General features: G+C 74.8%; 20 protein-coding genes. 10 read left to right on the top strand and 10 right to left on the bottom strand.

Annotated features, from left to right (window positions below):
• Positions 1-116: 116 nt before the first annotated feature.
• Positions 117-1313, bottom strand: a complete 1197-nt coding sequence (locus ACFWPT_RS17785) for a hypothetical protein (RefSeq protein ID WP_380482639.1) — start codon at positions 1311-1313, stop codon at positions 117-119.
• Positions 1314-1673: 360 nt separating this feature from the next.
• On the opposite strand from ACFWPT_RS17785, the gene ACFWPT_RS17780 reads away from it, so the two are divergent.
• A complete protein-coding gene (locus ACFWPT_RS17780; protein WP_063350564.1) occupies positions 1674-2000 on the top strand; it encodes a hypothetical protein in 327 nt (108 codons plus the stop codon).
• A 74-nt stretch (positions 2001-2074) separates the two neighbouring features.
• Here ACFWPT_RS17780 and ACFWPT_RS17775 read toward each other — a convergent pair whose 3' ends face one another.
• A complete protein-coding gene (locus ACFWPT_RS17775; protein WP_380482636.1) occupies positions 2075-3133 on the bottom strand; it encodes a hypothetical protein in 1059 nt (352 codons plus the stop codon).
• Positions 3134-3292: 159 nt separating this feature from the next.
• Entirely contained in the window at positions 3293-3763 is a 471-nt protein-coding gene (locus tag ACFWPT_RS17770; protein WP_380339394.1) for a DUF1348 family protein, read from the bottom strand.
• A 101-nt stretch (positions 3764-3864) separates the two neighbouring features.
• Between ACFWPT_RS17770 and ACFWPT_RS17765 the strand changes: the two genes are divergently transcribed.
• Entirely contained in the window at positions 3865-4434 is a 570-nt protein-coding gene (locus ACFWPT_RS17765; protein WP_380482633.1) for a TetR/AcrR family transcriptional regulator, read from the top strand.
• 15 nt (positions 4435-4449) lie between these two features.
• Here the strand turns inward: ACFWPT_RS17765 and ACFWPT_RS17760 are convergent, their stop codons facing one another.
• Positions 4450-5715, bottom strand: coding sequence for an ROK family protein (locus tag ACFWPT_RS17760; protein WP_380482630.1), 1266 nt, complete (start codon positions 5713-5715; stop codon positions 4450-4452).
• 248 nt (positions 5716-5963) lie between these two features.
• Here ACFWPT_RS17760 and ACFWPT_RS17755 point away from each other — a divergent pair, with 248 nt between their 5' ends.
• Positions 5964-6803 carry an HAD family hydrolase gene (locus ACFWPT_RS17755; protein ID WP_363373571.1) on the top strand — a complete coding sequence of 280 codons (840 nt, stop codon included), beginning with the start codon at positions 5964-5966 and terminating at the stop codon, positions 6801-6803.
• Positions 6804-6896: 93 nt separating this feature from the next.
• Here ACFWPT_RS17755 and ACFWPT_RS17750 read toward each other — a convergent pair whose 3' ends face one another.
• Positions 6897-8093 (bottom strand): alginate lyase family protein, encoded by a 1197-nt coding sequence (locus ACFWPT_RS17750; protein ID WP_380482628.1) that lies wholly within the window; start codon positions 8091-8093, stop codon positions 6897-6899.
• A 187-nt stretch (positions 8094-8280) separates the two neighbouring features.
• Between ACFWPT_RS17750 and ACFWPT_RS17745 the strand changes: the two genes are divergently transcribed.
• Entirely contained in the window at positions 8281-8448 is a 168-nt protein-coding gene (locus tag ACFWPT_RS17745) for a hypothetical protein (protein ID WP_159398569.1), read from the top strand.
• Positions 8449-8629: 181 nt separating this feature from the next.
• On the opposite strand, the gene ACFWPT_RS17740 is transcribed toward ACFWPT_RS17745, so the two are convergent.
• Complete coding sequence (locus ACFWPT_RS17740; protein ID WP_380482626.1) at positions 8630-9958, bottom strand: DUF5685 family protein; 1329 nt, start codon at positions 9956-9958, stop codon at positions 8630-8632.
• A gap of 260 nt (positions 9959-10218) precedes the next feature.
• Between ACFWPT_RS17740 and ACFWPT_RS17735 the strand changes: the two genes are divergently transcribed.
• Genes ACFWPT_RS17735 through ACFWPT_RS17725 form a run of 3 tightly spaced genes read left to right on the top strand, consistent with a single transcriptional unit; the run spans position 10219 to position 12982 of the window.
• Entirely contained in the window at positions 10219-10782 is a 564-nt protein-coding gene (locus ACFWPT_RS17735) for a helix-turn-helix domain-containing protein (RefSeq protein ID WP_063350572.1), read from the top strand.
• On the top strand, positions 10779-12257 hold the full coding sequence (locus ACFWPT_RS17730; protein ID WP_380482622.1) for an MFS transporter: 1479 nt from the start codon (positions 10779-10781) through the stop codon (positions 12255-12257). Before ACFWPT_RS17735 ends, ACFWPT_RS17730 begins: the two co-directional genes overlap by 4 nt.
• A gap of 38 nt (positions 12258-12295) precedes the next feature.
• Entirely contained in the window at positions 12296-12982 is a 687-nt protein-coding gene (locus ACFWPT_RS17725) for an alpha/beta fold hydrolase (RefSeq protein WP_380482620.1), read from the top strand.
• Positions 12983-13081: 99 nt separating this feature from the next.
• On the opposite strand, the gene ACFWPT_RS17720 is transcribed toward ACFWPT_RS17725, so the two are convergent.
• Positions 13082-14521, bottom strand: coding sequence for a DUF2252 domain-containing protein (locus ACFWPT_RS17720; protein WP_380482656.1), 1440 nt, complete (start codon positions 14519-14521; stop codon positions 13082-13084).
• A gap of 250 nt (positions 14522-14771) precedes the next feature.
• Between ACFWPT_RS17720 and ACFWPT_RS17715 the strand changes: the two genes are divergently transcribed.
• Positions 14772-15788, top strand: coding sequence for a LacI family DNA-binding transcriptional regulator (locus ACFWPT_RS17715; protein ID WP_380482617.1), 1017 nt, complete (start codon positions 14772-14774; stop codon positions 15786-15788).
• 101 nt (positions 15789-15889) lie between these two features.
• Positions 15890-18340 (top strand): polysaccharide lyase 8 family protein, encoded by a 2451-nt coding sequence (locus ACFWPT_RS17710; RefSeq protein WP_380482614.1) that lies wholly within the window; start codon positions 15890-15892, stop codon positions 18338-18340.
• Between the two features lie 38 nt (positions 18341-18378).
• Here ACFWPT_RS17710 and ACFWPT_RS17705 read toward each other — a convergent pair whose 3' ends face one another.
• Both ACFWPT_RS17705 and ACFWPT_RS17700 read right to left on the bottom strand, forming a co-directional pair.
• Positions 18379-18939: a DinB family protein gene (locus tag ACFWPT_RS17705; RefSeq protein WP_380378608.1), complete on the bottom strand. Its 561-nt coding sequence runs from the start codon at positions 18937-18939 to the stop codon at positions 18379-18381.
• Between the two features lie 65 nt (positions 18940-19004).
• The gene (locus tag ACFWPT_RS17700) at positions 19005-19970 is read right to left on the bottom strand and encodes a DUF2690 domain-containing protein (RefSeq protein WP_380482611.1); all 966 of its coding nucleotides are present in this window, start codon (positions 19968-19970) and stop codon (positions 19005-19007) included.
• 199 nt (positions 19971-20169) lie between these two features.
• On the opposite strand from ACFWPT_RS17700, the gene ACFWPT_RS17695 reads away from it, so the two are divergent.
• Entirely contained in the window at positions 20170-20961 is a 792-nt protein-coding gene (locus tag ACFWPT_RS17695; protein ID WP_380482609.1) for a methyltransferase domain-containing protein, read from the top strand.
• Between the two features lie 99 nt (positions 20962-21060).
• On the opposite strand, the gene ACFWPT_RS17690 is transcribed toward ACFWPT_RS17695, so the two are convergent.
• Complete coding sequence (locus tag ACFWPT_RS17690; RefSeq protein ID WP_380482606.1) at positions 21061-22866, bottom strand: beta-galactosidase; 1806 nt, start codon at positions 22864-22866, stop codon at positions 21061-21063.
• Positions 22867-22901: the final 35 nt, after the last annotated feature.

The raw sequence follows: 22901 nt of genomic DNA, 5'->3' as shown, positions 1-22901 counted from the left end.
GAGAGGCGGCGCCGGGGCGCCCCCCCCCCCCCCGGGGGGGGCGAAACCGCCGGGGGGGGGAGCGAGGGCCCGGGCGCCCCCCCCCCCGGGGGCGGGGGGGGGGCCCGCCGCGACGGTCAGCGGGTGACGGTCCACTGCTGCTCGGCGGAGCCGTCGCAGGTCCACACCCCGAGCTCCTTGCCGTCCTCGTGGTAGGTCAGGCAGTCCTGGTCGCTGATCCGGATCACGTACCGGTCGCCCGAGACGTTCTTGACCTCCCACTTCTGCTCCGAAGAGCCCTTCCACCCCTTGGTGTTGGCGAAGTAGGTGCCGGTGTTCTCGGTGAGGTCCCGCCCGAGCGCGTTGGTGATCCGGTAGCGGCCGCCGCCCGCGTCGCGGAACGTCCAGGTGCCGCCCGCGTCGCCCGGCTTCCCGGCGATCACCGAGGCGCCCTCGCCGGAGCCGGTGGCGACGGCGCCGAGGTTGTTGACGGTCCGCAGGTGCACGGGCGTGTTGAGCGCGGGCCGGCCGGAGCCGGTGGGGGTGCCGGTGCCGGGCTTGGTGCCGGGCTCGGCCGGATCGCCGGGCTTGCCGGTGTGGGGAGGCTTGGCCGGCGTGGCGGGCACCCCGGGGTCGTACGGCGTGCCGGGGTCCTTCGGCATCGCGGGGACGATCTGGGTGGCCGGCAGCCCGCCCGGCGCGGGAGTGCCCGGGTCCCTCGGTACGCCGGGGAACGGCATCGGGGAGAAGTTCACGACGCCGTCGGTGTGGTTGTAATGCTGGCCGGCGCTGCCCGTGCCCCTCGGGTACGTCCAGGTGTGCTCGCGGGTGGTCCGGTTGAAGAGGCCGTAGAACCCCCAGTTGCCCCAGCCGCCGTCGAAGCCGTTGGCGAAGCTGCCGCCGCCGGAGAAGATCCAGATCCGGTAGGTCTGGTCCTCGCGCGAGGTCTGGTCGTGGTAGTCGATGTCGTACGTGAAGGCGACGTTCTGGAAGCTCTGCTCGTAGTTGTGGACGTACCAGGGGTCTCCGAAGGCGTTGTCGCCCTTGATGTCGAAGACCATGATGTTGTAGCTGCCGCCGGTCGCCTTGATCAGCATGTCGAGCGTGTCCTGGACGAACTCGCCGCGGGCCCGGTTCTTGGCCTCCGAGGTGTGCTGCGCCGCCTGGATGCACCACACCAGGCTGGTCGAGCCGGGAGTCACCGTGTTGGCGGCGTTGCAGTTCTCCTGGGCCGGGTCGTACGAGCCGTCGGCCATCGCGGGCCCTGCCAGACCCAGGACGGCCACGGCACTCATCCCTGCGGCCAGGGCCGACAGCTTCTTCGTCGAACGCACGTGCTCTCCTTGCGAGTTCTGTGATGGGCGGGACAAAATATGGCATTCCGGTCAGCTGATCAGTGCCACTTTGTCTCGATCCATACGCATCCCTTGCGTAGGCCTGACGCCTGCGGTGCGCCGGCCCGAACCCGTGCGGGCGATTCCTCAAGCCCCTTGTGAAGGACGGATGATCGGGCCGCCCGGGTTCAATGGGCCACGTCCGCCCGTCCCGGCTGTCCTGCGCCCAAGGCCGCCGGCGCGCCCTCACCCGGCGCGGAAGAGTGGAGTGCGGCGCGATGGGCGTGCGGATGCGGCGCCGTGGCAACGGATGTGACCGCTCGGCCCCCATCCGAGGGGCCGCTCGACGAGAGGACATCCATGCGCCCCGGACGACTCGCCGGCGCAGGCCTGGCGGCGGTGGCACTGACAGCCACCCTCGCCGGCCCCGCCCAGGCCGACAACCTGCCCGAGACCGTGTCCGCCACCGGCTCCCCGAGCGGCGTCACCGCCATCTGCCCCGAGGGCCTGCACCCGGACAACGACTGGATCATCACCAACGGCGACGGCACCCGGCTCGGCGCGAACCAGCGGTGGCAGTGGAGGGACAGTGACGGAGGCAGGGGCATCATCGTCTGGATCGCCCCCTACCTCGACTCGCCGCCCCCGCCCCCCAGCATCAGGCTGACGATCTCCTGCATCTCCTGAGCGCCCGACGGCGGAGGGGGCGCGCCAGCTGCCGCGCCCCCTCCGCCGTCAGCTGCTCACGTTGTTCCGGGGGCTCACGGCCGGTAGGAGGGAAGGCCCTTGACGGTGGAGACCGGGGCCGGGGCGGCGGAGCCGTCGGCGGGGAGGGTGCTGACGCCGTCGGGGGTGCGGGCCGCGATGGTCCTGCCGTCGGGGGACCACGCGGGTTCGGTGTAGTCGGTGGCGGCGGCGGGGGTGAGGTCCTTCTCGTCCTTCTGGTCGATCCGGCTGGAGCGGGTGAACAGGTGGTCGTGCCCGTCGACGGAGCGGACGAACACGACGTGCTCGCCGTCGGGGGAGAGGGCCGGCTGGGAGCCCTGGCCCAGGTCGCGGGTGGCGGGGCGGATGTAGTCGTCGTAGAGGTAGACCTCGTCGGCGGGGGTGTTGGCATAGACGATCTCGCCGTGCCGGCCACCGGCGTCGGCCCAGGTGTTGCCGGTCTGCGGCGGCTGCGGCATGTTCGCGTTGCCGTCCAGGGAGGTGTGCGGGGTGAGCACCTCGGGGGTGCCGCCGACGGCCTTGGTGGGGATCTTCTCCAGGCGCAGGACGCCGCCCTTGGCGGCGGCGAAGACGATGGTGTCGAAGCGTTCGGCGGATTCGGGGAGGTCGCTGGGGCCCTGCGCGGCGTGCTGCCAGGTGGGGTGGGACCAGGCCTCGCCGCCGGGGGCCGTGGCGAGGGTGACCTTCGCGCCGCCGTCGGGGTCGGCGACGACGAGGTCGCCGTTGCCGTTGATGAAGGCCGCCCGCTTGCCGTCGGGGGACCAGACGAGGTCGCGGACGACGGTGCCGAAGTCGACGGTGGTGCCGTTCATCGCGACGGCCCGGGTGCCGGTGCTGACGGTCAGGTGGTTGGCGGCGCTGGTGCCGTTGACCTCCTTGGTGCCGGGCGCGGGGGTGCTCGGCGCGGGGGTGCTCGGGCGGGCGGAGCCGCCCGGGGCAGGAGCCCCCTGAGCGGTGGCGCCGGGCGCCGCGCTGCCGGGGGTGGCGGCGTCCGAGCCGGCGTTGTCGGGGCCGCAGGCGGAGAGCAGGACGGCGCCGACGGTGGTCATCACGGCGAGCGCGGCGGTGGTGCCGAATCTGTTGCGCACGGACATTCCAGGTCCCCCCTCGGGTGCGGTTCGCGTTCGAGGAGGAGCATCCCAGGGGGAGTTCAGCGGCCGGTGCGAGCCGTGTCACGGTCGTGGAACAACGGCCGCCCCGGCCGCCTCTGCCTGTCGTGTCGTGCCGTGCCGGGACCGGATTCTGGCGCCGGGTCAGAGTCCGAGGGCGGTGAGGCCGGGGTGGTCGTCGGGGCGCCGGCCGAGCGGCCAGTGGAAGAGGCGTTCGGCGGCGGCGATCGGCAGGTCGTTGATGGCGGCGTGGCGGTGCGCCATCAGGCCGTCGCGGTCGAACTCCCAGTTCTCGTTGCCGTAGGAGCGGTACCACTGGCCGGAGTCGTCGTGCCACTCGTAGGCGAAGCGGACGGCGATGCGGTCGCCGTCGTGCGCCCACAGCTCCTTGACGAGGCGGTAGTCGAGTTCGCGGTGCCACTTGCGGGTGAGGAAGTCGGCGATCCGCTCGCGTCCGGTGAGGAACTCGGTGCGGTTGCGCCACCGGCTGTCGGGTGTGTAGGCGAGGGCGACACGGTGGGGGTCGCGGGTGTTCCAGGCGTCTTCGGCGGCGCGGACCTTTCGGCGGGCGGTCTCCGGGGTGAACGGGGGCAGGGGAGGGCGCTGTTCGGTCACGGGGTCTCCTCGGGCATGGCGGAGCCGACGGTGAGAACGATCGTTCTCGCTGTAGCGGCTACCCTAGGAGAACCATCGTTCTCACGCAAAGGGCACGGCAGATGGACCAGCACGACCCGCGGGGCCTGATCCTCGACGCGGCCGAGGAGCTGTTCTACGGTCAGGGCATCCAGGCGGTCGGCATGGACGCCGTCCGGGCGGCCTCCGGCCTGACGATGCGCCGGCTCTACCAGCAGTTCCCGTCCAAGGGCGACCTGGTCGAGGCGTACCTGCGGCGCCGGGACGGGCGCTGGCGGGCGAACCTCGCCGCCTACGTGGCCGGCGCCGCCACGCTGCCGCGCGACCAGCTGCTCGCCGTCTTCGACTGGCTCGGCCGCTGGTTCGCCGAACCCGGCTTCCGGGGCTGCGCGTTCGTCAACTCCTTCGGCGAGCTGGGCACCGTCTCACCGGCGGTCGCGGCGGCCGCCCGGCAGCACAAGGAGGAGTTCAACGCCTACCTCGTCTGCCTGGCCGAGGCCGCCGGCGCCCCGCCCGCCACCGCCGCCCAGCTGGCGCTGCTCGCCGAGGGGGCGATGACCACCGCCGCCGTGCACGGCGACCCGAGCGCCGCCGCCGACGCCAAGGCGGCCGCCCGCGTGCTGCTGGACGCCGCCCTGTCCGCCCGCGCCTGACGGACCGCGGGGCCGTCAGCCCGGGACGGGGGCCGTGCGCCGCTCGAAGACCTCGGGGCGGGCCGCCTCCAGGGCGGTGGCGACGGCGCCCAGCAGGACGGCGTCCTGGCCCAGCCGGCTCGGCTCCAGCCGGGGCCGCAGCGGGGAACGCTCGTACAGGGCCTGCTCCAACGGGCGCAGCAGCAGGTCGGCGCTGCGCCCGATGCCGCCGCCGAGGACGACCACGTCCGGGTCGAGCAGCGCGGCGACGACGGCGAGGACGTAGCCCAGGCGGTCCACCTCCTGCCGGACGGCCTCGACCGCGGCGGGCTCGCCGAGCCGGGCCCGGGTGAACACCTTCTCGGCGGTGAGCGGCCGCCGCATCCCGAGGTCGAGGGCGGTGCGCACCACGGCATCGGCCGAGACGGTCTCCTCCAGGGTGGTGCCGGTGCCGGTGGTCGCAGTGGCAGTGGCGGAGGCGCAGCCCGGCAGTCGCAGCAGCCCGAGTTCCCCGGCCGCGCCGTGCGCCCCCGTCAGCAGTTCGCCGTCCTTGACCACGCCCAGGCCGAGTCCGGTGCCGACCAGCAGGTAGACGAAGAGCCGGCTGCCCGCGCCCGCGCCGTAGGTGTACTCGCCGACGGCGGCGAGGTTGGCGTCGTTGGCGACGGTGACGGTGGTGCCCAGGCCGTCGGCTATTCGGTCGAACAGGCCGGGGCGGCCCCAGCCGGGCAGGCTGGCGGCGAGCCTGACGCTGCGTCTGCGCTCGTCCCAGACCCCGGGCGTGCCGGCCACGGTGTGGGCGACGGCGGTGCCGGGCAGGCCCGCCTCGGCGAGGGCCTCGCGGGCGGCCGCGACGACGGCGTCGGCGACGGCGTCGGCCGAGCGGCCGCGGTTGGGCAGGTCGCGGCGGGCGACGACGCATCCGGACAGGTCGGCGACGGCGACCCGCAGCCGGGCCCGGCCGATGTCGAGCCCGAGGACGTGCCCGGCGGCCGGGTCGGTCTCGTACAGGACGGCGGTGCGGCCGCGCTCGGGGGCGAACCTGCCGGCCTCGCGGGCGAGTCCGGCGAGTTCGAGGGTGGCCAGTGCGGTGGAGACGGTCGGCTTGGACAGCCCGGTGTCGCGGGCGAGTTGGGCCCGGGAGAGCGGGCCGTGGCAGCGCAGCCGCTCCAGCAGGAGCCACTCGTTGTTGCTCCGGAGCCGCTGCCGGTTCCACGGCTGTTGTCCAGGCCCTGACAGTGGGGCGAGGGTGACGGGCTGCGGCGCCCCGTCCGTGGCCGTAGTCCGTCCTGCTGTGCTCATTCGGTCGATCGTAGGGCACCCGTCAGCCGCCGAACGGGCCGCGCCGGTGATACCGTCCGAGCGTCTGGCGACCGTCCGCCCGGCCACCGCCGGGCCCGGCCCGCGAGCTCCCTGCACCACCGAATCGGGCGCCCCGCGTGCACACACACGCCGCGTGCGCACCGCCCGCGCCGTACGCGCGCGTACCGCACACGCCTCCGCGCCCGGCCGCTCCCACCGAAACCCCGACCAGCACGGAGCACCGACCCATGAGCCTCCCGAGCACCACCCCACCCACCGTCACCCCGATACGGCCGCCGCGCCTGGTGGCCACCGACCTCGACGGGACGATCGTGCGCGGCGACCGCACCGTCTCGGCCCGCACCGTCGCCGCGCTCGCCCGGGTCGAACGGGCCGGCGGGCTCGTCGTCCTGGTCACCGGCCGCCCGCCGCGCCTGATGGGCGAGATCGCGGCCGCCTTCGGCCACCGGGGCGTGGCGATCTGCTCCAACGGCGCATTCGGCTACGACATGCGCACCCGCGCGGTGATCGCCGAGAACCCGATCCCGGTCGACGTGCTCGGCGAGAGCGCCCGGCGGCTGCGCGAGGCCGTGCCGGGGATCGGGCTGGCCGTCGAGTACGCCCAGGAGCTGGCCGGGGACGCGCACTACGAGGCGGGCGCCTGGGACGCCGACACCACCGTGCAACGCCTCGACGACGCACGGCTGTTCGGTCGCCCGGCGCCCAAGCTGATCGGCCGTCACCCGGAGCTGTCCGCGGACGAGCTGCTGGCGCTGGCCCGCCCGGTGCTCGGCGAGCTGGTGACGGTCTACCACGCGAACGGCGAGCGGCTGGTCGAGGCCGTCGCGAAGGGCGTCAGCAAGGCCTCCGCGCTCGGCGACCTGGCGCGGCGGCGCGGGATCACCCGCGAGCAGGCGGTCGCGTTCGGCGACATGCCCAACGACCTGCCGATGATGGCCTGGGCGGGCACCTCGTACGGTGTCGCCAACGCCCACCCGGAGGTGCTGGCCACGGTGGACCACGTCATCGGCAGCAACGACGAGGACGGGGTGGCCACCGTCCTGGAGGGCCTGTTCCCCGAGGGGTGAGCCGCGCGGAACGGGCGTTCCCGGGAAGGGCGCGGCCGAAACGGCGGCCCCGGGCGGGTGCACTCCCGGAACCGCCGCTTCCCGCCCGCGCCGTCAGGGCGCGCTGGTGTGGGTCAGGGTCTCCCAGCCGATGAAGTGGTCGGCCCCGAACGGGCTGCGCGCGGCCACGTACCGCCCGGTCTGCGGCATCGCCACGCCCTCGCGCAGGTGGTACTCGTTGTACGCGAGCTGGACGGCCGGGCCGAGACCGGTCTTCGGCGAGCCGTCGCAGAGCCAGTTCGGAACTTTCGCGCCGTTCTCGTACACGGTGTGGAACTCCAGGGCCTTGACCAGCCGTTCGCGTCCCTCGCCCCACAGGTCGAGGCCCTGGAGCCGGGCGGTCTCGGCGGTCTGGGCGGCGGCCTCCAGACCCCAGCCGGTGTGCCCGAAGTCGCGGCAGGTCTCCTGCGACAGCCCGTCCACGAAGGTCGACTGGCCGGACCAGTACTTCACCAGCGCGGTCTTGCCCTCGATCCCGGCTTTGGGCGGCGGCACCGGCAGGGTGCCGTCGGAGGACAGGTAGACGTAGGCGGGCAGGCGCTTGCGCCACATTCCTGCCGCCTGGTCGAACAGGCCGCGGTCGTCGAGGAAGACCGCGATGCCCATCAGGGCGTCGGTCTCGATCAGCTCCCAGTTGCCGTTCTTGCGCGGGCTGCCGGGCGACAGCAGCGGCACGTAGACGGTGCGCAGCATGGTGGCGAAGCGGTCGATCGAGGCGGTCGGCCAGCCCGCCCCGGAGTGGCGGATCAACTCGGCGGCCCGGGACCAGTTGTTGCCCGACCAGCCGGTCTGCAGCGGGGCGTTGCTGTTGGTGTGCTCCTGGATCACGGCCGACCAGGCGTCCATGATCTCGATCGCCTTGTCGGCGTACCGCTGGTCGCGGGTGAGCACCCACTGCAGGGCGTGGGCGTAGGCGGCCATCGCGTCGTTGCGCTCGTCCGAACAGCCGTTGTCGGGGTGGGAGCGGGACCCGCACTCGACGTTCGCGCGCGGCCGGGGCCGCCAGTCCAACGAGGCGTACGTGCTCGACCGGAGGTCGGCGAAGGCGGACGTCCAGGGTTCGGCCCCGGCCGCCAGCTTGCCCTTGAGGAAGGCGAGTTGCTGGTCGCCGACCAGCACGCCGGGGTGCCGGAAGGCGGCCCGGGCGCCGTGCGCGGCGGGTGCGGCGGCCTCGGCGGGTGCGGAGGCGAGCGGGAGCAGGGCGGCGAGTGCCGCCGCGGCGATCAGTGTCCTGGTGCGGCTACGGCCCATGGGGATCTGGTCCTCTCGCGGGGGAGGCGGTCGAGCACTGGTGCCGTGTTAGGAAAGTTGCCTAACATGAGAAGTGAACCACCAACCCCCGCGCGCGCCAAGAGGACCGGCTCCGTTCACCGCCGCACCCGTAGGCGTGCGTTCCGCATTTATCGCCTGTTGATCGTCGGGGCGTAACGTCGGACTCATGAACGAGATAACGGCCGAGTGGCCGGGGGCGGCGCCCGAGGGGCGGATGACGGAGCAGGACACCGAGCGGTTCCGGGAGTTGCTGGCGCGCTTGGAGAACTCGCTGGCGGCGGACCGGACGGCGGACCGGGCGAGGCGCCGGGCGGCGGCCGGGTCCGATGCCTGACGGGCCGGAGCGGCGCCCGGTGGTGGTGCTGCCGCTCTGGCGGCGCGGTGAGTCGTACGGGCCGGCGGACCGGCCCGGGGCGCCGCGGGGGCGCTCCGGGCCGGTGGCGGTCGATCAGGTGACGGCGTCGCCGCTGTCGCCGGCGGCACGGTGGAATCCGGACCGCTGACGGTACGGCACGTCAGCAGCTGCAGTCACAGCAGTCGCAGCCGTCACAACAGCTGCAACCGTCGCAGCCATCGCAACCGTTGCAGCAGTTGCAAGGGTCGCAGCAGTCGCAGTCGTGCCGCTGGCACCAGCCCTCCCGGCGCTCCCGGCTGAACGGGTCGTTGTGGTCGCAGCAGAGCAACTGGCAGGTGCAGGCCATCAGCGCCCACACCGCGCAGCCGGCCAGGAGGTTGCGCGGTCGCGTCGGCTTGCTGCCGATCGGGGTGAAGCCGGGGCCCTGGGGCACCCATGGCGGGAGCGGGGTCCGGCCGGGATCCTGACCGGGGGTCTGCCCGGGCGGCGCCTGGCGCGGCGGCGCGTCGTGCGGGTGCTCCCCGGCGGCGGCGTGCGGGTGCCCGCCGGTCGTTGCGTGCGCGGATCCGTCGGGGGCGGACCCGTCGGCGACGGGTCCGGCGTTCCGGGTGCGGCAGGCGGCCGCGTGGGCGGCCGGGCCGAAGACCCGCTCGACGGCCCGCTCGGTCTCGTGCGCGAGCAGCAGGTGCACCAGGGCCCGGTCGGTCAGTTCGACCTCGCGCAGCGCGAGCCGGATGCCGTGGACGGCGTCGCGGCACAGGCGTTCGGCCTCGGCGCGGTCGGTGCCGGTGGCGGTCAGCGGGTTCCAGGCGCCGCCGGCGGCGTCGGCGGCCTGGTCCTCGGCGGCGTCGAGGAGGTGGGCGAGCCGGCCGAAGAGCCGGCCGGCCTCGGCGAGCGGGGCGGCGTTGCCGGGGCGCCCGGCGAGGACGGCGGTGTGCGCGAACGCGGCCGAGGTGGCGGTCTCGGTGGGCTCGGTGACCAGCAGGACGGAACCGCCGGGCGGCAGTGACCGCTCCAACTCGCCCTGCCGGGAGGCGGCTTCGAGCAGCACGCCGGTGTCGAAGCCGACCGCCGAGGCGCTGCCGGCACTCTTCCGGTCCCACCGCCGGGTGACCGCGCGGGCCCCGACGGCGACCGGGCGGCGGCCGAACACGCCGTCACGGTCCTCGACGTGGTCGCGGATCTTGACCGAGGCGAGGGCGAGCGAGACGGCGGCGGCGAGCCGGGCGCCCTCGCCCCGGGCGACGGAGGCGGTGCGCATGCCGCGCAGCGGGCAGGGCCCGGCGGTGCGCCGCCAGGAGGCGTCCTCGCGGGCGGCCTGGGCCTCGACCAGGACCGAGATGATCAGGCCGTCGTAGTTGGTGGCGGTGCGGGCGAGTTGGCCGTGGTCGTCGCGCAGCGCGAGGCAGAGCCCGCACAGGTGCGCCAGCCACGATGCCTGAAGCCGTTCGGACAGCCGGTGCTTGCACGGTCTGATGATGCCGAACATGATTCCCCCTCGCCGGTGGGCCGCTGACCAGCCCTGATCCGCCGAACATCATATGATCACCGCCCCTCCCGGGCCGAGGAGCCGAAGCCGAGGAGCCGAGGAGTCGAAGGGGCGGAGGAGCCGGAGGAACGGGAGAGGGCGCGAGGAGCGCAGGGGCGCGCAGTCCCGGCCGAGTCCACGCCGCCCGCCCTTCCCCACGCCCCGCCCGCAGCAGCCCGCGCCCCTGGGAGTGATCTCATATCCGGGATAGCATCGCGAATATGGGAATCGAGACGGCCGCCGACGAGCGGCTCGCCAACCGGCTCGCCGAATTGAGACTGGAACGGGGCTGGACGCTGGAGGAACTGGCCCGGCTGGCGGACGTCAGCCGCTCCACGCTGTCGCGCGTCGAACGGGCCGAAGTCAGCCCGACCGCCGCGCTGCTCGGGCGGCTCTGCGCCGTCTACGGGCGGACCATGTCCCGGCTGCTCGCCGAGGTCGAGTCGGCGCCGGCCCGGCTGGTGCGGGCCGCGGACCAGCGGATCTGGCGGGACGAGACCACCGGCTTCGTCCGCCGCTCCGTCTCCCCGCCGCACGGCTCGCTGCGCGCCGAGATCGTCGAGGGCCGGCTGCCCGCCGGCGCCGACATCGCCTACGACCGCCCCTGCGTGGCGGACCTGGAGCACCACCTGTGGGTGTTCGAGGGGGTGTTGGAGCTCACCGTCGACGGCGAGCGGCACCTGCTCGGCCCCGGCGACTGCCTGCGCTACGTCTCCGGGACCAGCCGCTTCCGCGCCCCCGGCCCGGACGACGCCCGGTACGCCCTGGTGGTGGTGGAACCGTGAGGCGACCGAAGACCCGGATAGCCGCCGCGCCCCGCGAGCGCTTCGACGCCGCCGGGCGCCGCGTCCTGCTGGTCTGCGTCGCCGGCGGCTTCACCACGCTGCTCGACCAGTCCGTCCTCAACACCTCCATCCCGGCCCTGCGCGAGAGCCTGCACGCCCAGCCCGCCCACCTCCAGTGGATCGTCGCCGGCTACTCGCTCGCCTTCGGCCTGGCGCTGATCCCCGGCGGGCGGCTGGGCGACGTCAGGGGCCGCAAGTGGCTCTTCGTCACCGGCCTCGCTCTGTTCACCCTGGTCAGCCCGGTCTCGGCGACCGCCACCGCGCCCGAGGTGCTGATCGCCGCCCGGCTGCTCCAGGGCGTGGGCGCCGGGCTCGTCAACTCGCAGATGATCGGCACCCTCCAGGACGTGTTCGACGGCCAGCTGCGGGCCCGCGCCCTCGGCATGTACGCCGTCACGGGCGGCCTGGCCTTCGCGCTCGGCCCGCCGATCGGCGGCGCGGTCCTGGCGGCGGCCGGCCCCGAGCAGGGCTGGCGGCTGACCTTCCTGCTCAACGTGCCGTTCGGACTGGCCACCGTCGCGCTGGCGGTGCGTCACCTGCCCAGGCCGCGCCCGAGTGCCCGGCACGCCGACCTCGACCTGGTCGGCCTGCTGCTGGTCGCCGCGCTCACCCTCGCCCTGATGCTGCCGTTCGTCCAACCGCCCGGCTGGACCGGCTGGTTGGCCTTCGTCGCCGTCGCCGTCCTGCTGCTCGGCGCGCTCGCCTGGTGGCAGCGCCGCTACGCCCGCTCCGGCGGCCACCCGCTGATCCACCCGGCACTCACCCGCTCCGCGTCGTACGCGCTCGGCACCGTGACCGCGATGGCCCAGTTCGGCTCCTCGCTCGCCGCCGGACTGGTGCTCACCATGTTCCTCCAGGACGGCCTCGGGCTCTCCCCGATGGGCGCCGCACTCGTTGCGCTGCCCTCGGCGGTGGCCATGGGCGTCGCCTCCGCGCTGGCCTGGCGGGTGGTGCAGCGCTTCGGGCGGCGCACCGTCACCGCGGGCATGATCGGCTCCGCCCTGGTCATGCTGGCGAGCGGACTGGTCGCGCACTGGGCGCCCGCCGCCGTCCTGCCCTGGCTGCTGGCGCTGCTGCAACTGTTCGGCGGCGCCTCGATCGGCGTGATGGGCGCCACCAACCAGGCGTACGTGCTGCGCCACGCGCCCGCCGAGGCGGCCGGGGTGAGCGGGGCCATCCTGCAGATGGCGCAGCGGATCGCGGCGGCGGTCGCGGTCTCGGCGCTGTCCGGCGTCTACCTGCGGCAGACCGCCGGGGGCGGCGACCACCGCTCCGCCTACCTGGCCACCAGCGTGGTGTGCGCGGCGGTCGCCGCCCTCGCGGTCCTGGCCTCGGTGTTCGCCAGCCGGCGGGCGGCCCGGGAGGCGGCCGGCGAGCCCGTCGCGGTGAGCCGTGGGCGAACAGCGGTCCGCTGAGTTCTGTCCGGCGCAGGCCCGCAGTTACGGTGGCGGGCATGACCGAGAACCGGATCGTGGACCTGCCCGAGGTGGCGCTCGCCTACCGCGAGAGCGGCCCGCCGGACGGCCCGGCGCTGGTGCTGCTGCACGCCCTCGGGGAGCGCGCCACGGACTGGGACGTCGTCCTGCCCGGCCTCGCCCCCGGGCACCGCGTGTACGCGCTCGACCTGCGTGGCCACGGCGACAGCGGCCGCACCGCCCGGTACGGCCTGGAGGAGATGCGCGACGACGTGCTCGCTTTCCTCGACGCGCTCGGCCTGGTGCGGGTCGACCTGGTCGGCCACTCGATGGGCGGCGTGGTCGGCTACCTGGTCGCCCAGGCCCGGCCGGAGCGGATCGGCCGGCTGGTCCTGGAGGACATCCCGGCACCGCACCCGCGCCCGGCCGGTGTGGTGCCGGACGCGCCGGACGCGCCGGTGCACTTCGACTGGGCCGTGGTGAAGGCCGTCAAGACGCAGGTCGACACCCCCGACCCGGCCTGGCTGGCGGGGATGGCCGGGATCACCGCCCGCACCCTGGTGGTCGCGGGCGGCTCGGCGAGCCACGTCCCGCAGGAGCGGCTCGCCGAGCTCGCCCGGCTGATCCCGGACTGCCGGATGGTCACCATCGAGGCCGGGCACCTCGTGCACAGTGCCCGGCCCGCCGAGTTCGTCGCCGCGGTGGCGCCGTTCCTGTCCGCCTGACGCGGACGTCCTGACGCGGACGTTCTGACGCGGACGTTCTGACGCGGACGTCCTGACGCGGACGTCCTGACGCGGACGCCTCGGGGCGGAACGCGCCGGTCAGACGCCGAACTCGGCCGGCAGGCGGCCGGCGCGCACCGCCGCGACCAGGTCGGCGTGGTCGGCCTCGGTCCGGTCCGCGTACGCGACGGCGAAGGCCGCGACCGCCTCGTCCAGCGCCTCGCTCCTGCCGCAGTAGCCGGCCAGCAGGCCGGGGTCGGCGGTGTGCGCGTGCGCCCGGGCCAGCAGGGCGCCGGTGATCCGGGCGTAGTCGTCCAGTTGGCCCGGCAGCAGCGCGGCCGGGTCGACGCTGCCCTTGCGGTTGCGGAACTGCCGGACCTGGTAGGGGAGTCCGTCCACCGTCGTCCAGCCCAGCAGGGTGTCGCTGACCACCTGCATGTGCTTCTGCCCGAGCACCACCCGGCGGCCCTCGTGGCCGTCCTGACCGGCCACCGGGTGGCCCGCGCGCTCCAGGTACGGCAGCAGCACGGACGGGCGGGCCTCCTTCACCTGGAGCACCAGCGGCTGGTCCCGGTGGTCGGTGAGCAGCACCACGTACGAGCGGGTGCCGACGCTGCCGGTACCCACCACCCGGAACGCCACGTCCTGCACCCGGTAGCGGGACAGCAGGGTGCGCACCTCGGCGGGCACCGTCGCCACGTACGGGCCGAGCGACTGCGCGACGGCCCGCGCGGTCGCGTCGGTCACCTCGGTGAGCACCGGCGGAGCGGCCGTGAACCGCCGACCGCCGTCCGCCGTACGGGTGGTGCTGCGGGCGGCGAATCTGGCGCTGGTGTTGCCCAGCGCCTTCGCGCCGACCTTGCGCAGCACCTCGGCCAGGTCGTGCGCCTCGGTGAAGGAGACCAACTGCTCGTCCGCGACGGCGTTCCAGGCGTCCAGCGCGGGCAGCTTGGCGAGCGTGCGCATCGTGCGGCGGTAGGAGCCGGCCGCGTGCCGGGCGGCCTCCCGGGCGGTGGTCTCGTCGGCCCCGGTCTCGCGGCCGGCCAGCACCAGGCTCGCGGCCAGCCGCTTGAGGTCCCACTCCCACGGGCCGGGCACGGTCTCGTCGAAGTCGTTGATGTCCATCACCAGTTGCCCGCGGGCGTCCCCGTACAGCCCGAAGTTGGCGGCGTGCGCGTCCCCGCACAGCTGGGCGCCGACCCCGGTGGCCGGGGTGCCCGCCAGGTCGGCGGCCATCAGCCCGGCCGAACCGCGCAGGAACGCGAACGGCGTGGCGGCCATCCGCCCCACCCGGATCGGCACCAACGCGGCGATCCGGCCCGCGTTGGACGCCTCGATCGCCTCGACGGCCGTCGGCCGCCCGGGCCCGGGGGAGAACTCCGCGTGCCGCTCCCGGGGAATCCGCCCGCGCAGCGCCTTCCCCCGCTCCCGCGAACGCCCGCCCCGCCCCGACGCGAACCCGGCCACCGCGAACGCCCGCCGCCCCTGCGGCGCGGCTCCGTCCACGTCGGCCACGGCCCCGTCCGCCACCTCGGTCACCTCGGTCACCTGCGTCACCGTTCCCCACCCGTCCCTTCCGGCTCCCACCCGCCCGCGACCTGCGCGAACGGTTCTGCAGGGGGAGTGACGTCCGACGCCTGACGACGGTTCCTGAGCCCGGCGGACGCGAGGCGGCAGCCGCCCGTATCCTCGGGGCACGGCCCGCCGTCGAAGGCCGGGCGCGGAGTCGGTCGGGACCGGGGGGACAGCGGTGAGCGACGGGGGGAGAGCCCGGCGGGGCAGGCCCACGGTGAACGACGTGGCGGCGCTGGCGGGTGTGTCGATGGCGACGGTGTCGCGCGTGCTGGCGGGCGACTACCCGGTGGCCGGGGCCACCCGGGAGCGGGTGCTGCGCGCGGTGCGCGACCTCGACTACGTCGTCAACGCGCAGGCGCGGGCGCTGGCCGGCCGGCGGTCCCGGACGGTGGCGATCCTGCTGGGCAACCTCGCGGCGCCCTTCCACAACCGGGTCGCGCACGGCGTGGAGCGGCAGGCGGTGGACGAGGGCTGCCTCTGCCTGGTGGCGGCGACCGACGACGACCCCGACCGCGAACTGACGCTGGTCGAGGAGATGCGGGCGCGCGACGTGGAGGCCGTCGTGCTGGTGGGCGGGGTGGAGGACAGCCCGGGGTACCGCACCCGGATCGCCCGGCTGGCGGGCATCCTGGACGCGGCCGGCTCCCGGCTGGTGCTCTGCGGCCGGCCCGCCCCGGGGGAGGAACTGCCGCTGACGGCCGTGCACTACGACAACGCGGGCGGCGCGCGGGCGGCCGTCGACCACCTGCTGACGCTGGGCCACCGGCGGATCCTCTTCCTCGGCGGACCGGCCGCGACCACCACCACCCGGGAGCGCCTCGCCGGGTACCAGGCCGCGCTGGCGGCCCACGGCCTGCGCCGCCCGGCCGAATTGACGGTGGAGGGGTGCCACACCCGGGACGGCGCGCGGGCCTGGCTGCGCCGCCGCCTGGCCCAGGGCCCGCCGGACTTCTCGGCGGTCTTCGCGCACGACGACGACGTGGCGGCCGTCGTGCTGACGGTCCTGCGGGAGCACGGGATCTCCGTGCCCGAACAGGTCTCGGTGATCGGCTTCAACGACCTGCCCGGGGCCGAGGACCTCAGGCCCGGCCTGACCACCGTGCGCATCCCGCACCTCGACCTCGGCCGCACGGCGCTGCGCCTCGCGCTGCACCGCCCCGGCCCCGAGCCGCAGCGGGCCGTCCTCGCCACCGAGCTGGTGCCCCGCGGGTCGACGGGGCCGGTGGGGTAGCAGGCACTCCGGTCACGCGCCCGTGCCGGAAGCGTTGTCCTCGCGATAGAAAGCGCTTACTCTCCCGTCAGACAAGGGAGTTCGCGAGGAAGGACGGCCCGATGGACAGCTCGTGGACGAAGACCGGTGACCCGGCTGCGATACCGGTCCTGAGCAGGCGCGGACTGCTCAGGACCAGCGCCGCCGCCACCGCCGCGGCGGCCGCGTGGTGGCTCGGCGGGCCAACCGAGGCCCGGGCCGCCGACAACTACGACGCGATGCGCGAGGCCTGGTCCGAGCAGCTGACCGGCACCGGGTACGACCCGGCCGCGCCGCCGTTCGCCCGCGCGCTCACCGCGCTGGGCGACCAGGCACGGCGCCACCAGGCCGCGTTGAGCCCGCAGGCCGGGTCGCTCTGGCCCGACCTGCCGGTCGGCTCCGCCTCCGCCGCCGTCACGTCGACGGTCGGGCGGCTGCGGCTCATGGCCCTGGCCCTCACCCGGCCGGCCACCGGCTCGACGGCCGACCCCGGCCTCGGCGCCGCCGTCGCGACCGGCCTGGACTGGGTGCTCCAGCGCGCCTACACCGCCACCACCACGTCGTACGGGAACTGGTGGGACTGGCAGATCGGCGCCCCCCAGGCCCTGCTGGACGTGTGCGTGCTGCTCGGCGACCTCCTGACGGCCGAACGGGCGGCCGCGTGCGGTGCGGCCGTGGACCACTTCGTCCCGTCCTCGGTGGTCGACAAGTACACCGGTACCAGCACCGGGGCCAACCGGGTGGACCTGTGCCGGGTGCTCGCGCTGCGCGGTGTCATCGGCCGCTCGGCGGCCCCGGTCGCCGCCGCGCAGCGGGGGCTGTCACCGGTGTTCCGCTACGTGACCACCGGCGACGGGATCTACGCCGACGGCAGCTTCGTCCAGCACACCTGGGTGCCGTACACCGGCAGTTATGGTGAGGTGCTGCTCGGCAGCCTGAGCCGGCTGCTGCGCCTGCTCGCCGGTACGCCCTGGGCCGTCACCGACCCCGCGCTGCGCAACGTCTTCACCGCCGTGGACCGGGGGTTCCTGCCGTTCCTGTTCAACGGCCTGGTGATGGACGGGGTTTCGGGCCGCGCCGTCAGCCGCGGCGTGCAGGCCGGCGACGCGCGGCGGGCCCGCCTGGACGACCACGTGCGCGGCCACGCCCTGCTCGGGGACGTCCTGCGGCTGGCCGACTCCGGGTCGGTGCCGACGGCCCAGGCGGCGGCCTGGCGCGCCGCCGTGAAGGGCTCCCTCCAGCGCGACCAGGTGCTCCCCTACCTGTCCAACGTCCTCGCCGACATCCCCGAACTCGCCCGCGCACAGGCCCTTCTGGCGGACTCCGGCACCCGGGCGGCGGACGAGGGCACGGGCAGCCGGGTGTTCACCATGGACCGGGCCGTCCACCGCCGGCCCGGCTGGAGCGCGCAGCTCAGCCTGTCCTCGTCCCGGACCGCCTTCTACGAGTGCGGGAACGGCGAGAACCTGCGGGCCTGGCACAGCGGCAGCGGAATGCTCTACTGGTACGGCGGCGAGCAGGGCGACGAGCAGTACAGCGATTCCTTCTGGCCCACCGCCGACCCCTACCGGCTGCCCGGCACCACCGTGTCGACGCGCCCGCTGGCCGACGGCGCCGGTGGCGACTGGGGCCAGGCCCGCCCGGCGACCGCCTGGGCGGGCGGGGCGAGCGACGGCGACCGGTCGGTGGCCGGCCAGGACGTCCGGGGCCTCGGCTCCACCCTGGTCGGGCGCAAGTCCTGGTTCTGCCTGGACGATTCGATCGTCTGCCTCGGCGCGGGCATCGGCTGCACCGACGGCGTCGCCGTCCGCACGACCGTCGACCACCGCAACCTCGGGGCCCGCGAGGACCGGGAGTTCGTGCTGGACGGCGTCCGCCAGCCCGCCGACCCCGGCTGGAGCCGGCGGGCCGACGGCGTCCGCTGGGCGGCGCTCGCCGGGTCGGGCGCCTGGGTGTTCCCCGACGGCGCCACCCTCGACCTCGCCCGCGAACGGCGGACCGGGGCGTGGGCCGACATCAACCGGGGCGGGGCGCCCGACCCGATCACCCGGACCTACCTGTCGATCGGCCTCGACCACGGCACCGACCCCGTCGACGGGACGTACCACTACGTGCTGATGCCCGGGGCCGGCCCGGACCAGGCGGCGGCCCGCGCGGCGGCCCCGACGGCCACCGTGCTCGCCAACACGGCCGACGCCCAGGCGATCAGCGCGCCCGGACTCGGACTCACCCTCGCCAACTTCTTCGCCCCCGGCACCGTCGGCCCGCTGACCGTCTCCGCCCCCTGCTCCGTCCTGCTCCGGGAGAACGGCGGCGACCTCTCCGTCGCCGTCGCCGACCCCACCCGGAAGGCGTCCACCGTCCAGCTGACGCTGGCGCTGGACGGCTACCGGCTCGCGAGCGGCGGCGCCGGCATCACGGTGCTCTCGGACTCCGGGCCGCTGGTGCTGCGCTGCGCGGTGGCGGGCACCGGAGGAGCGAGCCTGTCGGCGGTCTTCCGGCGGAGCGCCGGCTTCCGTCGAGGTGCCGCCTGACGGAGCCGGCCGCCGAGGTCAGCGCACCGGGACGGGCCTTACTGGCCGACCCGCCCGTCGAGGCACTCGCGCAACAGGTCGGCGTGCCCGCAGTGACGGGCGTACTCGTCGATCCTGTGCACCAGCAGCTCTCGCACCGCGATGCCGCTCTTCCCCAGCCGCGTGCCCAGGTCCGGGTGCGCGGCCAGGGCGGCGTCGGTCGCGGCCTGTTCGCGGGCCAGGTCGGCGAACGCCGCGTCGACCTCGGCCTGCTCGGCGACGGCTCCGTCGAAGTCCGCGTCCCGCTTGCCGTAGAGCTTCGGCAGCGGATCGCCGTCGCTGATCCAGCCGCGCCAGTCCCGTTCCACTGCGGCGAGGTGCCGGACGAGGCCGAGCAGCGACATCGTCGACGGCGGGACGGACCGGCGGGCCAGCTGCTCCGGGTCCAGGCCTTCGCACTTCATCAGCAGGGTGTGGCGGTAGTTCGTCAGGAAGTCTTTCAGGGTGGGGAGTTCGCCGTCAGGGCAGACTCCCTCGCTGTTGCGGGGGTCGTCGTCCGGGTCGGCCCACATGTCGGGGTAGACGGTCGCCTGGGTCCATCGTTCGGGTTGGTCGCTCATGAGGGCCATGCTCGTTCGTACGGCCCCGAGCCGCCAGTGGGTTTTGCCGCGATGGTGGCGGATCCTCAGGGCGTCGGCGTCGGCGTGGGAGTGGCGGCCGGAGGCGGGGGGCTGGGGAGGGCGCTCGCGCGGGCGGCGGGGTCGGTGACGACGCCGGTGCAGTTGTCGCCGTCCTTCTGGTGGCCGCACACCTGCAAGGTGGTGTCGCCGGGGCTCGCGTCGACCATCACGGAGTAGTTGTCGTAGCCCCAGTGGATCAGGGCGGTCTCCTGCCAGCCGTGGTTGGTGGTGATGGTGGCGCTGTCCCCGGGGGAGCCGTCGGTGATCCCTGACCAGGCGGCCCGGCAGCGCGGGCTGTAGTGGACGTAGAGGACCACCTTGCCCACGTTGCCGGTCAGCAGGGTGCGCTGGTCGACGTCGCACCGCATGTCCTGGGGGTCCTTGCCCGCGCAGCCGACGCCCTCGCAGAGCGGCGCCGACCCGGCGGTCGCCGTCGCCGTCGCCGCCGCCGCCGTCTTCGGCGGGAGCGTCGCCGCCGATGCCGTGCCGTTGCCGCCGTGCGGGCCGCGCAGGTACAGGGCCGCGAACAGGATGAGCACGGCGGCCACGGCGGCCCCCACGCCGGCCGCCGGCCGCCGCCACGGGGCGGGCTGCGGCGAGGCGGGGGCGGCGTCGGGCGCTTCGGCCGGCGCTGCGGGCGCGGGCGCCGGGGAGAGCGCCTCGTCCGTGTCGTGCGCGGCCTCGGAGGAGAGCACCTCGTGCGCGTCGCGCGCGGCCTCGGCCTTCCGCAGCAGGGAGGTGAGCAGATCGGCGTCGCACTCGACCGTGGCGATCAGGCCGGCCAGGGCCTGCGGGGTGATCAGGCGCTTCCCGTTCAACCAGCGTTCCCAGGAGGCCTTGCTGAGGTAGGTCCTCCTCCCGAGTTCGGCCAGTGAGATCCGGTGCGCGTCCTTGACCGCGCGCAGTTCCTCGGCCAGACGTCGAGCGGGTTCCGAAAGATCGTCAGGGAGCGGCTTCCAGGACTGACTCATCGCGGTACCTCGGGCGGGTCGGCGGAGGATGCAAACTGATCCACTTTCGGATGATCAGTTTAATCGGTCGACTTCCCTCGGTTCCCACCCGCAGCCCGGGGCGCCTTCGCGCACCCGGCACCGATCGCCTACCATCGCGGTCGGCCGCGTCGAGCGACGGGCGGAGCGACGGGCAAGGGCGATCCGAGAGGCGCGGAGCATGGGCGACGAGCGCGGCTACCTGCTGGACAACCGGCAGCGGGAGGCGGGTCGACGGTTCGAGGGCATCGCCGAGCTGTTCGACCCGTGGACGCTGGAGCACCTGGACCGGCTGGGCCCGGCCGACGGGCACCACTGCTGGGAGGTGGGTGCGGGCGGCCCGGGGATCCCGCTGGCACTGGCCGAGCGGGTCGGGCCGGCGGGCCGGGTCCTGGCCAGCGACCTCGACACCAGCTGGCTGACCGGACTGCCCGCCGACCGCGTCGAGGTCCTGCGGCACGACGTCACCCGCGACCCGCTGCCCGACGGGCTGTTCGACCTGGTGCACGTCCGCCTGGTGCTGGTGCACCTGCCCGACCGGGCCGAGGTGCTGCGGCGGCTGGCGTCGGCGGTACGGCCCGGAGGCTGGCTGGTGGTCGAGGACGCGGACCCGGCCCTGCAACCGCTCGCCTGCCCGGACGCGCACGGACCGGACCAGGAGCTGGCGAACCGGGTGCGCCGGGCGTTCCGGGCCCGGCTCGCCGAGCGCGGCGCCGACCTCGCCTTCGGCCGCACCCTGCCCCGGCTGCTGCGCGAGGCGGGCCTGACGGACGTCGCCGCCGAGGCGTACTTCCCCGTCACCTCCCCGGCCTGCCGGGAGCTGGAGGCGGCGACGGTCCGTCAGCTCCGCGACCAGCTGGTCGGCCCCGACCTCCCCGCCGCCGACCTGGACCGGCACCTGGCCAACCTCCGCGACACCGAACTGGACGTGACCACCGCCCCGCTGATCACCTGCTGGGGCCGGCGCCGGTAGGTGGCCACCGCAGGACGCTCAGTCCCCGGCCGGCCGGCCGGGTCGAGGCGACGGCGTAGCCGGTGAGCGGGGCGGTCACGATGTCGGTGAGGCGGAGTTTCAGAACTCGGAGCTGGGGGCGTCCGTGACGGGGCCGAGGTCGGGTCGGTCGCGCAGGTCGAGGGCTTCGCCGTGGCGGGTGAGTTCGAGGAGGACGAGGGTGTTGGTGCCCGGGTGCCAGAGCGGGGCGGGGGCGTAGAGGGTGCGCTGCGGGCCCTCGTCGGTGTAGCGGCCGAGGAGGAAGCCGTTGAGCCAGAGCAGGCCGCGGCCCCAGCCGGGGAGGGCGAGGAAGGCGTCGGCGGGGGTGTCGAGGTCGGTCTCGAAGCGGTGGAAGGCCGGGTCGCCGTCGGTGGCGGCGGTGGCCGGGTCGAAGGCCAGGCCGCTCAGGTCGGTGAGGGGGAGTGGGCGGATCTCCCAGTCGTGGAGGCGCTGGCGTTCGTGCGAGACGCCCCGCCGGATGCCCTTGCGGTCGTCGAGCTGGGGGCCGTAGTTGGTGCGGCCGAGCGCCTCGACCAGGATGTCCAGGGTGGTGCCGGCCGGCGCGGTGGCCAGCGGGAGGGTGGCGCCGGGGTCGTTGCGGTCGAGGGTGCCGAGGGGGCGGCCGTCGGCGAAGACCTGGGCGCGGTCGCCGAGGCCGTCGATGCGCAGCGGCAGGGTGGGGCGGGGGCCGGGGACGCGGGTGCGGTAGTGGATGAGGCCGAGGGACTGGCCGAGGTTCTCCATGGGTTCCGGGACGGGCCGGTGGTGCGGGGTGGCCAGCGCGTCCAGGGAGTCGAACAGGCGGGCCCGGCCGGTCCTGCGGTCGATGCGGCGCGGGGCCAGGCGGGGCGGCTCGGCGGGGAGTTCGCCGTCGGGCAGGGGGAGGTACCGGCCGATGACGTCGCGCAGGGCGTGGAACTTGGCGGTGAGTTCGCCGGCCTCGCCGATGGGGGCGTCGTAGTCGTAGCTGGTGGTGGTGGGCTCGTAGCCCGGGGTATCGGGGCTGGTGCCGGTGTGGTTGGCACCGGACCAGAGGCCGAAGTTGGTGCCGCCGTGGGCCATGTATAGGTTGACGGAGGCGCCGGTGGCGAGGAGTGCGTCCAGGGAGCGGGCGGACTCCTGCGGGTCGCGGACGTGGTGGGGCCCGCCGACGCGGTCGAACCAGCCGATCCAGAACTCCATGGCGGCCAGCGGCCCCTTGGGCTGCTGGCGGCGCAGCACCTCGAAGCGCTCGGGGGCGCGGGAGCCGAAGGTCGCGGTGGCGAGCAGGCCGGGGATCGCGCCGCCCTGCTGCATGAAGTCCTCGGCGCCGTCGGCGGTGAACAGCAGGCAGTCCACGCCGCGCGCGAGGAGGCCGTCGCGCAGGTGGGCGAGGTAGCCGGCGTCGGTGCCGTAGCTGCCGTACTCGTTCTCGACCTGGACGGCCACGACGGGGCCGCCGCGGCTCGCCAGCAGCGGCAGCAGCTCGGGCACGAGGGCGTCGAACCAGCCGTCCACGGCGGCGAGGAAGGCGGGGTCGGCGCAGCGCAGGCGCAGGCCGTCGACGGCGAGGAGGCGGGCGGGCAGGCCGCCGAACTCCCATTCGGCGCAGATGTACGGGCCGGGCCGCAGGATGACGTCCAGTCCGTGCTGCTGGGCCAGCCGGACGAACCGGGCCACGTCCCGCCAGCCGGTGAAGTCGATCTCACCGGTGGGCAGTTCGTGGAAGTTCCAGGGGATGTAGGTGTCCACGGTGTTGACGCCGAGGGCGCGCAGGCGGCGCAGCCGGTCGTCCCAGAGCTCGGGGTGGACGCGGAAGTAGTGCAGGGCGCCGGCGACGATCCGGTGCGGGGCCCCGTTGCGGCGGAATCCGGAGTCGTCGTAGTCGAGTTCGATCGTTTCGATCATCGCGTGACCAGCTTTCGAGGGTGTGGCACGGGCTG

The sequence above is a fragment of the Kitasatospora sp. NPDC058478 genome (assembly GCF_042720345.1).
Classification (GTDB): Bacteria; Actinomycetota; Actinomycetes; order Streptomycetales; family Streptomycetaceae; genus Kitasatospora.
This window is presented reverse-complemented; position numbering and strand designations above follow the sequence as displayed.

Excerpts from the sequence above, each read along its gene's own strand:
- ACFWPT_RS17780 (WP_063350564.1), top strand. The coding sequence starts at position 1,674 with ATGCGCCCCGGACGACTCGCCGGCGCAGGCCTGGCGGCGGTGGCACTG.
- ACFWPT_RS17775 (WP_380482636.1), bottom strand. The coding sequence starts at position 3,133 with ATGTCCGTGCGCAACAGATTCGGCACCACCGCCGCGCTCGCCGTGATG.
- ACFWPT_RS17765 (WP_380482633.1), top strand. The coding sequence starts at position 3,865 with ATGGACCAGCACGACCCGCGGGGCCTGATCCTCGACGCGGCCGAGGAG.
- ACFWPT_RS17760 (WP_380482630.1), bottom strand. The coding sequence starts at position 5,715 with ATGAGCACAGCAGGACGGACTACGGCCACGGACGGGGCGCCGCAGCCC.
- ACFWPT_RS17755 (WP_363373571.1), top strand. The coding sequence starts at position 5,964 with ATGAGCCTCCCGAGCACCACCCCACCCACCGTCACCCCGATACGGCCG.
- ACFWPT_RS17750 (WP_380482628.1), bottom strand. The coding sequence starts at position 8,093 with ATGGGCCGTAGCCGCACCAGGACACTGATCGCCGCGGCGGCACTCGCC.
- ACFWPT_RS17745 (WP_159398569.1), top strand. The coding sequence starts at position 8,281 with ATGAACGAGATAACGGCCGAGTGGCCGGGGGCGGCGCCCGAGGGGCGG.
- ACFWPT_RS17740 (WP_380482626.1), bottom strand. The coding sequence starts at position 9,958 with ATGTTCGGCATCATCAGACCGTGCAAGCACCGGCTGTCCGAACGGCTT.
- ACFWPT_RS17735 (WP_063350572.1), top strand. The coding sequence starts at position 10,219 with ATGGGAATCGAGACGGCCGCCGACGAGCGGCTCGCCAACCGGCTCGCC.
- ACFWPT_RS17725 (WP_380482620.1), top strand. The coding sequence starts at position 12,296 with ATGACCGAGAACCGGATCGTGGACCTGCCCGAGGTGGCGCTCGCCTAC.
- ACFWPT_RS17710 (WP_380482614.1), top strand. The coding sequence starts at position 15,890 with ATGGACAGCTCGTGGACGAAGACCGGTGACCCGGCTGCGATACCGGTC.
- ACFWPT_RS17705 (WP_380378608.1), bottom strand. The coding sequence starts at position 18,939 with ATGAGCGACCAACCCGAACGATGGACCCAGGCGACCGTCTACCCCGAC.
- ACFWPT_RS17700 (WP_380482611.1), bottom strand. The coding sequence starts at position 19,970 with ATGAGTCAGTCCTGGAAGCCGCTCCCTGACGATCTTTCGGAACCCGCT.
- ACFWPT_RS17695 (WP_380482609.1), top strand. The coding sequence starts at position 20,170 with ATGGGCGACGAGCGCGGCTACCTGCTGGACAACCGGCAGCGGGAGGCG.
- ACFWPT_RS17690 (WP_380482606.1), bottom strand. The coding sequence starts at position 22,866 with ATGATCGAAACGATCGAACTCGACTACGACGACTCCGGATTCCGCCGC.